This is a genomic window from Mycobacteriales bacterium (genome assembly GCA_035533475.1).
Taxonomy (GTDB): domain Bacteria; phylum Actinomycetota; class Actinomycetes; order DATLTS01; family DATLTS01; genus DATLTS01.
This window is the reverse complement of sequence record DATLTS010000038.1, coordinates 17,808-30,201: the sequence shown is the minus strand read 5'-3', so window position 1 is coordinate 30,201 and position 12,394 is coordinate 17,808. Positions and strand designations below refer to the sequence as shown.

Genomic DNA, 12,394 nt, shown 5'->3' with positions numbered 1-12,394 from the left:
AGCAGGCGTCTACGCACTGTGGTCCAACGACCCGCCCGACGACGCCTACCTCGCGGTCCTCGCGGAGGTGTTCGTCGACGTCGCCGCGGAGGTTGTCAGCTTCCCCAACCCACTCCAAAACCGTAGCGCCACCAACACGGTCTACCTGGCCACCAAGCCGACCTGACCCCTGGGCCAACTCCGCCGACTACGCGGACGCAGCTGCGGCTCGTGAACGGCGATCCAGCCGGACGTGCCGACCGGCACGCGCGCATGGCCCGCACCGGAATGGAACGGTGTGAGGGTCCAAACCCCCGGTTACGGTCGCTGAGCTGGCAAAACGTCGCGGCTGGCGAGCTTCCACCCCGGCTGGCGATCCTCGCAGAAAGGGTATCCGAATCGAATCTTGGTGGGTGCCAGCGTCGCACCGCCGGTGCCTCACCGCCGCGGACCCTGGAAGACCGGCAATCCGCACGGTCAAGTTGAGGTCGATGGTCGGCCCCGGCGGGCCGCCCATCCGGACATCCGGGCGCACCCGACCCCGGCTCAAGTCGTCGACTCGAGCCAGTGTCTCGCCCGAGCACTCAACTCGGCGGGGTGCATGGCAATCGGCACCCGCAAGCTCCGCTGGGGGGCGCCCTACCGCGCCAGCCGACTCGGTCGAGGCTGAATCGGGGTTTCGGACCCCTTCAGGCCATGACTCGGTCCTCGGAGTCGGGCGACGTGTGCAGGCACTGGCCCCGGGTGAGGGCCTGAAACCAGTTCTTCGTCCGGAGAGGGTGTGTGCCGGGACGCCACCCTGACTCCCGAAACGAACCGGTCGTCACCCACGCTGAGGTCGTGGCGCTCAATGGGAGCCGCGAGCGTCCGCCGGACTCATCGCTGACGCCCAGCGTCTGTGGTCGTCGTCCCTCAGGTAGTCCTTCACGACTATCCGCCGGCCTCGCGGGAACCCGAACCCCCGTGGTGTCAACTCACCCGACTAACGTGGGGATCAAGGCTGGCGCGCCAAGACCCTGTCGGGGTCGTGGAGCACCACGGTGCCCGCGATGTGATCGTGCAGCGACTTACGTTCCTTGCCGCTCATCATGAGGATGAACGACAGCAGCAGGGTGATGAAGCCCAGAATACCCTCGACGAATCGTCCGACGGTCTCGCGCAGGACCATCCACCCCCAGCCAGCCACCCGCCGGGTTTCCGGCCGCCAACACCGCATGCCCAGAACCTGCAGGGCCGGGGTTTGGCCGCGACCCCAGACGATCAATCCCCAAACGACATACCCGACCACCAAGGTCACCACCAGCAGCGGAATGGCAAGGAAATAGGCGCCGATCCGCCGCCCGGTGTTGGCCAGATGCACCCCCTGGGGCAGGACCAGCCCACAGCCCGAGTCGAAGAACATCCCCGCCGGCACCGGGGGCGCACCGTATTGCCCGTAGCCCCCTGCGGTGTTGACTGGCCCGGTTGGGACCGGCTGACCGGCCGGCGACCTGTCAGCTTGCGGGGCCCACACATTCGGGTCAGATGGCTGGGTCACACACCCACGCTCCGTCTCTGTCACCAAGCCGGCAGCACTCCGCGGCTGAGGGTACCGGCCGGACGGTGACTACGCGTCGGAGTGGGCAGCGATCGGAGCCGAGCGCGGACCCTTCCGGCCACCGCTGGGTGCCGGGCAGTCAGATCCGCACGCTCGCCACCCGGGGCCAAGAAGGTCCTAACTGAAACTTTCCTAACAGCCTGATCGCAGTCCTCGTCACGCCTTGCCCGACCGCGGCGACGTCTGACCGTTCCCGTGGTCTCGGGTCGGCGAGGCCATGCGGCAACAGACCGTGGTAGGCAGCCCGCTCGGTGCCAACGTGCACCTCGGCGATCCCGTCAGCGTCGGCGGCTTTGGCACTGCGGACGGTGATCGCGGGGGGTGCTCGTCGGCGCAGTCTAGTCGGCTCTACGACCTTCGCTCCCGGTTTGCCGAGCGCGGTGATGGGCCGCTACCGGCTGCGAATCAGAGCGGCGGCCGCGGAGAGTGCGGATCTACTCATCGAATGCCCCGTTGGTGATGCGCCCGAGCACCGTGTCTTGGAGGAGTTCACGAGCCTTCTCCTGAAAGCTGGCGATGCGGGCGTCTCCTCTGGCGAGGACCGATGCCGCGGTGACAGTGAGGTAGTCGAACGTCGCGACGAGGAGCATGAGCCAACTGGCCCTCTGCGACGGCTGAGCCCATACGAGCCGAGTCTCCTGCCCTCGGGTGTCCAGCAGGAAGTCGACCCCGAACGCGTGGGTGGAAGCGGAGGACGCACTCCAGACGCCAGGAATCCACTCCATCCTCGGCTCCCTCGCCAGGCCGTCTAACCTCGATCCTCGGGAAGATAGTTCCCTTGAGGTTTTGGGGTGCTGGGGGTCAGCGTGGCGGGAAGCCGAACTTGAGTTTGCGTCCTCCCCACCATGGGATGGGGATGTCGAGTTCGGGGTAGCCGGCGTCGATGAGCACGGGGGTGTAGGTGCGTAGCGCGAGGTCGATGCGGACGTGGTTGTCGGTGACGGTGACGGTTCCGGTGTTGTCGAGGAAGTGGCGCCAGATCCGGTCGGGGGTGGCTTGTTCGTAGCGTGGGAGGGTGCGGGCGAGGAGTCGGTAGCAGTTGCCGGCGGCCACGGTGAGGGTGGTGTCGAGGTCCACGTTCAGCGGTAGCCCTGAGGACAGCGCGTTGAGGTGGAATCCGGAGATGTCGGCGTCGAGTTCGTTCTCGATGATCATCCGCTCGGCGTAGCGGGCGAACAGGTCCTTGCCGGCGGTCGCTGCGAGGTCGTTGGTGATCAGCAAGGTGGGTTCCTCGTGCCCGATGTTGCGCACGGCGATTTGCCGTAGCGGATGGGTCATGCCTTTGAGGCGCACGAGCTGTTCGTGGATCTGGGGGCGGCGGTAGCGCCCGGACCGTTTGATGGTGTGGGTTGTCCAGGCGGAGGCGGGCAGTGCGGCGAGTTCCTTGAGCACGTTTTTGCCGCGTTGGCGCAGGGTGAGGAAGGTGATACCGCGGGCGCACAGCTCCTCGAGCATGTCGTAGGTGGTGAGCTGGGAGTCGAAGCACAGCAGCCCCGGGTCCTGGCCGGACACCCGTTGCCAGTAGTCGGCGAAGGCGAGCACCTCACCGGCCTGCTCGGCCTTGGTCAGGTCAGCGTTGGCGTAGACCATCTCGGTGGACGCGTGGTCTTGGGCGAAGAACGTGAGCACCGAGCGGGTCCGCTGCGAGCGGGTGGGCACGTAGTGCTTCTCCAACGGGACTTCCTGCCCGTGGTGGCGGATGGCGTGGAAGTCCAGGTTGAACCCTGCCTCGCCGGAGTACAGGCCGATCTGGGAGCAGCGCCGCGCGAGGCCCTCCAGAAAGGAGACGTTCGAGGAGCGCTTGACCCGGTAGGAGTAGCTGGTCAGGTGGGTCGCTTTGGGTAGCGCGCTGAGCCCGAGCAGCAGCCCGAGTCCGGGGTCTGCCCCGAGCGGGAAGGCGTTCGCGGCTCGGCCGCGCCGCGAACATTTCAGCAGCAGCTGCGAACCCACCGAGTGGAACGAAGACAGCACCGTGGTGCTGGGATAGCGAGCGGCGGAGACGAGGGCGTCGAGGCCGAGTTCGGCCATCGCTGGCATCAGCAGGTACAGCCCCGCGTGGTCACACGGCCAGCTCGCCCCGGTCGGCCAGTCCGTCAGGGCGCGCGCCTTGACCGGCTCGGTGCGCGGCGGGGGCCCGCCGGGACCCCGACGGCCCAGGCGCTCGATGCCTTCGGCGTGCAGGATCGCCCACACCGTCTGGGTGGATGCTGGTGATCCCTGCGCGTGCAGCGCGGCGGCGATCTCGGTCACCGAACGGTCCTGTGCGCGCAGCACGAGCACCCGGTCGCGGATCGTCGCGGACTTGCGCGGGCCTTTCGGGCCGGGCTTGGAGGAGCGGAAGAACTCGGTGCGTCCGGCGCGTAGCTCGGCGGCAAGCTGGTGGATCGTCGCCGTCGAGTAGCCGAACCGCGCGGCGACGGCGGCTGAGGAGGCCCCCTCGACCAGGTAGGCGCGAAGAGCTTCATAACGGCGCTGCGCCGGCAGCGCCGGCTTCAGGAAGTACTCGGCGCCCGTCCTCATCGCTGTAGGTGATTTACTAGAACCATGATTCTAGATGGTAGCGTTGTAATCGCCCGATGGATGGAACCTTGCGCGGCGCGTCCTGGCCTGATTCCTGGCGTGTCCGGGGTTATCGCACTGCTATGGAGCGGAGTTACGCCCACAGGCAGGATGCGGCAGCAGCCCCGCCGACGCATCGTTATGAGAGATCCCCTACAGAACCGGAGCGGGTCGGCGCCCGACAGCCTTGTACGCCAGGCACTTCCAACGATCACCGCGCGCGGAACGCCCTAACTCATCCGCTCGACGGGCTCCCGAGGATCGAGGCTAATGTGGCCTTCACGGGGCGGCGGGTCCGCGCCGTGCCCTGGCAACCGCATTCCTGCCAACGTGAGTCGATATCCCTGACCTTGTCGGCGTGGCGCGCTGTCCAGGACGCGATGTCGTAGTACTTCGGGGCCCTGGGCGCGGTGTCGGCCCATTCTTTCAGCGCTCCGCGCTCGTACCGCAGGGCCCGGCATCGGGCGTCGCCCCCTTCTCGGTCATCGGCGATGAAGCTGAGGTGAGCCCACACCTCCAAGAGCCCTCGTATGAGTCCGTAGGAAGCCAGTGACGTCTCAGGCATCCACAGACAGAGCAGGCCCGAGCGGTAGGTCGAGGCCGCAACGAAGTGCAGCCTCACGACGCTCGATTCCGGCATTGCTGCTCCCGTTGCCTCCTCCGAACGCAGGGCGTCGATCAGTAGAAGGGCCGCCTCCCCGAAATCGGTCGCGCGCGCAATCACAGGGGTAAGGATGTCACTGGGCATTTCGAGCTGGTTCACACTCGAATTCTGCCGGGTGCCACACTTCCCGTTGACACCCGTAGCCCCCGGGCCGGCGTGCATCGATTCAGCGAGACAGATCGTGACCCCATCACCACCAGCAAACCGCTTGTCGATAGCCCCGCGAGAGGCGAGCCTGGGTGAGTGACGGTGACTCGCGAGGTCGGAGGCGCCCTTCTGCGCGCCTATCTGCCGTATCCCGACGGGGCTCGTCGGCAGCGCGTCCGCGACGCTGCCCAGCGGCTCCAGCTGACGGAACCGTGGCCGGGTGATGACGCTACGCCGCTCGCGGTGGCAAGTCTCGCGCTAACGCGGCTTCTCTGGTTACAACGCCAGACGCGTCAGGCGGCATATCTGAGACAGACCGAGGCCACGGCGCTACTCGCGCGGACCTCGATCGAAACTTGTCTCGTGGGTCTCTACTGCCTTCATCACACCGACGCGGTCAACCGGTTGCGAAGTGGGAACGCGAAGTCCATGCAAAGGCTCTTCAGGTTCCTCGTGGATATCGACCTCTTGCCGCGCGGCCTGTTCGAGGCGGTTGCCGAGGTCATGGGTGAGTCGGCACAGCCCGTGACCGCGAAGCAGATGGTGGAGGCCATAGCTGCCGAGCCCGCGCGGTCGATCGCTCACAGCCTCTACTTCCGTTTCTACGATCCCCTGTCGACCTTCTCCGCACACGCCGGCGGATTGGCGCTGTTGCGTCACGTGAGAAGACGTGGGCGCGTCACGCGGAACCCGGCGGCTGCGTGGAGCCGCCGCTCGGCCCTGCGAACGGTCGACGCCTCGGTAGGCGTGCTGGCCGCTGAGATCGCCCGGCGGAAGGGCGAAGATGCCGAATCATTCCTCCAGTATGCCCACGATCACCTCGAACGGGCGTTCATGCCTGTTCTTACGCTTCTGCGGACCGGGGTAGCGGACGCGGCGGTGAAATGGCGAGAAGTCCCGGGGTTCATCCGTGACTTCGTCGTGCTGCGGCGTGACGCTTCAGCCGGACGACTCGATGAACAGCGGGTACGTCAGCACGCCGAGGGACTGTTCCGACGGTGGACCGCCGCGGTCGAGACTGGACTCGATGACGACGTGCTCGAGAGGCTGGTCGTTAGGGTCACGGACGCCGTGGTCGACGAGTTTCGGCGCGACCGATCTCTTGAGCCATGATGGGCGGACCTCGCCACTGCCGAACCCGCCTGCGCCGACCAAATGCGCCCCACTGACGCGGAACGCCTCCTCCCGAGTTCGCGCAAGATGTGGTGGGCCTGGCGGGTGAGCTTTCGGGCGACCAACCGAGAGCGTGGCCAGGTTGGCACCGGCGCGGGCAGCGACCGCGGTGTGGTGGCCGTGGTCGCGGTTGGTACGTTTCGCGGCGGCCTCCCGCCTCGAACCGCACTCGGCGCTACCGCGCCGCCCTTGGCGGGCGAGATGATCGCGAGTGAGTTTGCCGGCACATGAGTACACAGTGATGTCGAACCCGGTTCGCGATCAGTGCGGAGGAATAACGGCGTTGTAGAAAAGTCGGGTGCCCTCCTGAACGTGTGGCGTCGTCATGTGCGGCCGCGTCGCGACGGCGGGGTGAGCGCGAAAGGGGCCACACGCTGCGCTGCCTGATGCTCACGGCTGCTTCGAGAGACCGCGACCCCCCGTGCTGCTGTTTTGGCGGCCCGATCCTGGTGCCCTCAGCTGGCGGGGAGCTTCACCTGCCCGGCGGCGATCATCCTGCGTAGCGCGGGGACGCCGAGCGGTGTGGGTCGACGCAGGTGCACGAGCACATGGCATGTCGGGCACAAGGCGGTGAGGTCCCTCACCGTCGTCACGGTCTCATTCGGGATGTTGGCCAGCGGCTGCCGGTGATGGGCTTGCAGGACCGAATGCCAGCCACCGGGCACCAGCGCCCCATAGTCCGCGCTGCATGCTGCGCATACCCCGCCGGACGCGCTCACACACTGGTCACGCAGCGACCGGTTACGCGTGCGGCGCAGCAGAACAGCCTCCGATCGAATGTTCTCCACCGCCGACCGGGCCTTCTCCTCCTCGCTCAGGGTGGGTGACTTCAGCAGCTTCAACAGCCCAGCTTCAACGCTCTCGGGAACCCGACAGGACCTGCGCGGCTGTTCCAGCCACCCCCAGGTGAGCTGAGCCCGGATCCACCGTCGCGTGATGTCATGGCGTCCCCGCCGGCTTGTTGATCTTGGTCGTGGTTTTGGACACTGGGTATCTGCCGGTCGGTCCGGCTCTTCCACTTCGTGTTCCGGGTTGGGGCTGGTGGGCCGGGTTGGTCAGGGAGTTGCGAGCCGTGGTGGGGCGCCCATCGTGGCGTCCCAGAGCTGCTCCCAAGCGGGCTGCCAGGGCCATCGCTCGGGGAGGTGCAGGACCAGCTTGCGGGCGGAGTGCGCCAATCGTGCCGGCACGTTGATGAGCTGGGCGCGCAACGTTGCGGTGGTTGCTCGGGCGTGGAACGTCGACGCCAGGCAACCGGCGGAGCGGGTGAGGTTGAACGCCATCGCGGCCAGCACCAGCCAGGCACTGTTCGCTGTGAATGACCCTGAAGGGCAGTGGGCCATCGGGCCGGCCTTCAGGTCGGCGATGACCTGTTCGATGATCGCGTGTTCACGGTGGCTCTGCTCGGCCTGCACCAGCGTCAACGGGCTGTCGGTGAACACGGCGTGGTAGCGGTAGACCGCGAACAGTTCCTGCTGCTGTGCCGTCAGACCCTTGTTCTTGTTACCGGTCTTGGGCTTGCTCATCGGGTTGAGGCGCTTCACCCGGCGCACGATCAGCCGGGCGGTGATCTGCTCGCCCTTTCGGCGGCTGGTGAACGCGGTGAACTCGATCTCGGCGATCTCCGCGTCCGACACCAGCCGCTGCTCGTCCTCGTCCCAGACCGCGTTGGGGTAGCTGATCGGCGTCCACGCATCGTCGGCGATCTGGGTGATCTTCTTGCGGACAGCCGGGTTCATCCGGGCGGTGATCGAGAAGCACGCCTTCGCGCAGCCAGCGGCGGCGATCACGTCGTGGCTGTAGAACGCGCTGTCTGTCAGCGCGCAGCACGACCAGGCCCTTGCCGGCTGGCCCGCCGGCGCCGCAGGCTTTCGCGGTCTTCAGCGCATCGGCGACCAGCCGGGAAGCGCCCCGGGCGCTGTTCGCGTTCCCGGACCGCAACCGGGTCGCCGCGATCACCGGCCGGGACAGCGGCGTGGACACGATCCCGATCAGCGCGTTCAGGCCCTTCACCCCCGAGTAGCCGAACCCGGCACCTTGCTTGGCGTAACCGTAGGTGGCCCGGATGGTGTCGTCGATATCCACCCAGGTGACCGCCTCGGCGCCGGCCAGCAGTGGTGTCTGGGTGGCGAGCTCAGCGAGCAGGTGAGCGGCGATGCTGTCGAGCTGCCGGACGTGGCCGAAGGTGAAGGTCCGCAGGAACGTCCCGAACGTCGACGGGGCGTGGATGCCGGTGAACAACCGGTCCATCCCGCCATGCCGGAGCAGGTCCAGGTCATCGATCGAGTCGGCCCCCGCGACCATCCCAGCGATCAGCGCCGGGATCTTCAGGTGCGCATTCGCGCTGCCCTTCGCTGTCAACGTGAGCTTGTCCGCGACCAACTCCGCCAGGCCACAACGCTCGGCCAGCGCGACCACCGGAGCGAGCCCGCCGCACGACACCAGATTCGGATCGTCGAACACTGCCGACACCTGGCTGGCCCTGTGAGAAACTTGCATCCCGCGGATGCTCCTTCTGCGAAGTAAGAATACGGCCCTAGACAAGCCACATTCTCCTTACACAGCAGGGCACCCGCGGGTTACGACCTGCCCCCGCGACCTACTTCCGCGGTGGATCCGGGCTGAGCCATGACCGTTTCCCGGTCCACGGGGGCCAGCAGCAGCTCCACGTCAACGAGCCTGGAGTAGTAGCGCCCGTCACGCCCGTCGTACCTGGGCATCGTGTCGATGCGTCCGTAGGCGACGAACTGCATGGCGTGCCGGCCGGAGAGGTAGATGAGTGCGGTGTCCCCACGCCAGGCGGTCTTCGCCACGCTCCAGGTGAACGATGTGCCCCTCTGCGCTGCACGGCGGAATAGCGGCAGATAACTGTCGCTTAGATCCTCCACAGCAGGGCAGGCATAGATCGCCACGCCTTGCATCCTGTCAGCAACCCGCCCCGCCAGCCACAGCACATCGAGCGACCTCTTCGCCGCACCACAGTGTCGACTCGGCTCGTTGATCTTCCTGCCGACTCCCGACACAGCGGGATCCGACTACCGGCCGCCTCATCAGCGCCCCCAGCGAGTTCGATCGCCGCCAGCGAGGTACGCAGGTCAAGAACCTCGCCCCAAAGCCTTCGAGGTACGACGAAACCGCGCACCTCACGCTCCATGACGAACCCTGACGGTGCGCAGACGTAGTCCCGACCCCGAATCCGAACGCCGCCAGGCGCCCCGGGCAACGGCACCTCCTCACGGTCCTCGTCCCCGCGGCCAACCGTGGACTCACGCCTCACAACGCCGACCATGATCCCGCGTTGGCAGGGCCCCGCGCCTACGGCCAGTGACGAGTCCATGGTCAGCAACCAGAGCCCCTTCGGATCTCGCCGTGGCGAGCGAAGATCATGCACAACGCCCGCTCGTCACAGCATGAAGCGCCGATGCCATCGGTAACCACTCGATTGGCGGAGTCCACGCCCGGCAGCACACCGAAGCCGCTCTCGTGCTTCCGAGTGTCGCGGGCAGCCCCTCCCTCCCCTCGTGCCTATCGGACGGTCAGATCCGCACACTCGTCACAAGAGCCAAAAAGGTCCTAACCGAAATTTGCCTAACACCAAGGATGCTCGGATTCAACCGACCAGAGTCACCCGCGAGGCTGGTCAGTTGTGGACGAACCCGCCGGCGGCCGGGGAGGCACCGTTGAGCAGCCCGGGGGCGGCGTAGACGACGGCGGTGAACTTCTCCAGGGCACCCGGTGGGTAGTTGTGCAGGGTCACATAGATCTGCCCGGCGCTGTTCAACGGGCCGAAGAACACCGGGGTCAGGGTGTTGTTCGCGTTGATCCGGTAGATCCGCAGGTCCCGCCCGCCCTGCGGTGGGCCGGTGACCACGTGCACGACGATGGTACCGCGGCTCGGGGAGGTCACCCCGGCGTGCACGACCACCCGGATCTGCAACAGCTTGGTCACCGACGTGACCCCACCGGAGACCACGTAGTAGCTGCGCTGGATGTCCTGCCAGCGGAAGAACGAGTAGGCCCCGGAGGAGTCCGCAGTGGTGGTCGCGGCCTGCACGTAGCTCGGGGTGCCGTAGGTGCGCTGCCAGAGGATCACCGTGGCGTTCGGTGCGGCCGAGCCGTTGATCGTCACCGCGTGGTCGCCGTAGATCAGCGCCGGCACGTTGATCGTCGGAGTGGGCGCAGTCGACGGCGGGGAAGCGTAGGTGAAGACGTCGGCGTTCGACGGGGCCGAGGTGCCGTACGGCGTGGTCACAGTGACGTTCACCGGTCCGCCGCTCGTTGTCGCCGGGGCAACTGCGGTCATCGACGTGGCGTTTGCCACCGAGAACCCAGATGCGGGCGTGGAACCGAACTCCACCGCAGTGGCACCTGTGAAGTTCCCCCCGGAGATCGTCACCGTGGTACCACCCGCAGCCGGCCCGGACGTGGGGTTGACCCCACTGACGGTCGGCCCCTGCGGCGAGGTGGACAGCGCTGCAGTCGCGGTCCCCCACGCTCCGTCAGCCGTGGCATACTCCCCGGTCGACCAGACGACGTTGGGGTCCACCGGGTCCGTCGCGGCAGCTGAGTAGTCCCCCCACCGCGGGGTGCTCGATTGATAGTCGGCCAGCCCCGGCTGGATGGTGCCGCCACTGAGGGTGCTCGCTCCCGGCAGCTCGCTGGTGACGGCAACGGACGGGTAGCTCGACGCCGAGGACACCGTGAACACCGCGTACATGGCCCCGGCCTGGTCCAGTCCGGTCGCCGGGTAGTACAGGTCGTCACCGGCGGTGGCCACGTCGAAGTCCTGCACCACGGTGGGGCTCGCCGTGCCCGACACCGACAGTTCCACCAGTCGCAGACAGTCCCGCTCCACGGTGTCCCCTTGGGGCAGGCAACCATCGGTGGCGTCGGTCCACAGCACACCGTTCTGCCACACCGCGGACAGGATCCGGTCATCGTCCTGGCTGTCGTTGCTCGATCCGCCGGACTGCACCGGGGCCGGTGGCGGGGACATGGAATAGATCTGCGGGTAGAACCCAGTGAGAGTCACGTCGCTGGCAGCCGGTGTGCCACTGATCGCAAAGACCCCCAGCGCCGGATAGGACTGGTCCTGGACGCTCCCCGTGGGGTCGGCGTCGTTGTAGACCATCCAGTCCACATTGCTGGCACTGAGCGCCTGGGCCGGCGCGGGACGCGGAGGGGTGTTCGCGCCGCCGAACGTGGTCTCCGGCACGCTACTCGCCCCGGCGATCACCGCCGATTTCTGAATCACCCACACCTCGGAGCCGGTGAATGAGGCGGAGACGAAGTCGTTCCAGGTGAGTATCACGTCTACGCTGTCCAACCCAAGGGTCGGTTGGTCGGTGACCACCCCCGCGGTGGAGTCGACAACGTAGACGGTCCAGCCACCGGTGGGGTCCGACGTCGTGGAGACCGCCAGGTAGACCTGGCTGTCACCGGCCGCATCGAGGGCGAACCCGGAAGCAAACCATCGCCCCGAGATCGTGTCGAAGAGCACCCGTGGATCGGTGACGTCATAACCGGTCGGCACCCCGAAGAAGGTGTACGCACTGCTCGACCCGATGAGTTGACCGGACTTCGACCACACGGACACCGAGTCGTTGACCATCTCGAGCAAGGTTTGCGGGCCCGCGGCCAGTTGCGTATCCGGGGGCTGGGCCTGCTGCGTGGTCCCGAAAGCGTTCACCTGCCGGGCCAGGCTCATCACCGGGAAAGCGGTATCGGCGTAGAGACTGCCGCTGAACTGCACCACCCGGCCGCCGCGCGCCACCAGCGCCGAACCGGCCGGTGTGAAGGACTTCTGCGGGGCGCCACCCCCCGCTGTCGACGTCGGGTAACGGGTGTGTGAAATGGCGGCTCCGGGCAGCAGCAGTCGCGGATGAAAGCCCTCAGCCGGTCGGCCAAACAGCGAACGCAGCGTCACGACCGACTTCCGGTGACCGGTGTGCGCCACATCCCGAACCGGACTGTGGACGGTGGCAGCGAGCGCTTGCCCGGTGTTCGCCATCCCTCCGGCGATGGGGAGCGTCACCGCTGCCAGCACCACGGGGAGCACCCAGGCGGCTGCTCGGGACCGCCGCGGACACCGCCGCACAGGCTGGTCCAGTCGGCTCTCCCGCCTGAACGGCGGGCGTCTGCTCCGCATCATCCCAAGGCCGAGGCGACGACCCACAAACGTCGGACAGCCCGTGGACGGGAGAACCGGTGGAGGTTCCCGCGGAAAGGGTTCCTCACTACCCCGACGTTGACGACCACGGGGTTGATGGTAGAGCCCC

General features: G+C 67.1%; 9 protein-coding genes and 1 pseudogene. 2 read left to right on the top strand and 8 right to left on the bottom strand.

Annotated elements, in window-relative coordinates:
* Nucleotides 1-973: 973 nt before the first annotated feature.
* The 4 genes from VNG13_08360 to VNG13_08345 all read right to left on the bottom strand — a co-directional run bounded on the left by VNG13_08360 (nucleotide 974) and on the right by VNG13_08345 (nucleotide 4,898).
* A complete protein-coding gene (locus tag VNG13_08360) occupies nucleotides 974-1,381 on the bottom strand; it encodes an RDD family protein (protein HVA60534.1) in 408 nt (135 codons plus the stop codon).
* A gap of 629 nt (nucleotides 1,382-2,010) precedes the next feature.
* Entirely contained in the window at nucleotides 2,011-2,301 is a 291-nt protein-coding gene (locus tag VNG13_08355; GenBank protein ID HVA60533.1) for a hypothetical protein, read from the bottom strand.
* A gap of 76 nt (nucleotides 2,302-2,377) precedes the next feature.
* Nucleotides 2,378-4,096, bottom strand: a complete 1,719-nt coding sequence (locus tag VNG13_08350; GenBank protein ID HVA60532.1) for a hypothetical protein — start codon at nucleotides 4,094-4,096, stop codon at nucleotides 2,378-2,380.
* Nucleotides 4,097-4,370: 274 nt separating this feature from the next.
* Nucleotides 4,371-4,898 carry a hypothetical protein gene (locus VNG13_08345; protein ID HVA60531.1) on the bottom strand — a complete coding sequence of 176 codons (528 nt, stop codon included), beginning with the start codon at nucleotides 4,896-4,898 and terminating at the stop codon, nucleotides 4,371-4,373.
* Between the two features lie 291 nt (nucleotides 4,899-5,189).
* Here VNG13_08345 and VNG13_08340 point away from each other — a divergent pair, with 291 nt between their 5' ends.
* Nucleotides 5,190-6,059, top strand: coding sequence for a hypothetical protein (locus VNG13_08340; protein ID HVA60530.1), 870 nt, complete (start codon nucleotides 5,190-5,192; stop codon nucleotides 6,057-6,059).
* A 515-nt stretch (nucleotides 6,060-6,574) separates the two neighbouring features.
* Here the strand turns inward: VNG13_08340 and VNG13_08335 are convergent.
* Nucleotides 6,575-6,961: a hypothetical protein gene (locus tag VNG13_08335; GenBank protein HVA60529.1), complete on the bottom strand. Its 387-nt coding sequence runs from the start codon at nucleotides 6,959-6,961 to the stop codon at nucleotides 6,575-6,577.
* 213 nt (nucleotides 6,962-7,174) lie between these two features.
* Nucleotides 7,175-8,534: pseudogene (locus tag VNG13_08330) on the bottom strand (IS1380 family transposase).
* Here VNG13_08330 and VNG13_08325 point away from each other — a divergent pair.
* The gene (locus VNG13_08325; GenBank protein ID HVA60528.1) at nucleotides 8,479-8,604 is read left to right on the top strand and encodes a hypothetical protein; all 126 of its coding nucleotides are present in this window, start codon (nucleotides 8,479-8,481) and stop codon (nucleotides 8,602-8,604) included. The pseudogene VNG13_08330 and the gene VNG13_08325 overlap by 56 nt on opposite strands.
* Before the next feature lie 91 nt (nucleotides 8,605-8,695).
* On the opposite strand, the gene VNG13_08320 is transcribed toward VNG13_08325, so the two are convergent.
* Both VNG13_08320 and VNG13_08315 read right to left on the bottom strand, forming a co-directional pair.
* Nucleotides 8,696-8,929 carry a hypothetical protein gene (locus VNG13_08320; GenBank protein HVA60527.1) on the bottom strand — a complete coding sequence of 78 codons (234 nt, stop codon included), beginning with the start codon at nucleotides 8,927-8,929 and terminating at the stop codon, nucleotides 8,696-8,698.
* 827 nt (nucleotides 8,930-9,756) lie between these two features.
* On the bottom strand, nucleotides 9,757-12,150 hold the full coding sequence (locus VNG13_08315) for an IPT/TIG domain-containing protein (GenBank protein HVA60526.1): 2,394 nt from the start codon (nucleotides 12,148-12,150) through the stop codon (nucleotides 9,757-9,759).
* Nucleotides 12,151-12,394: the final 244 nt, after the last annotated feature.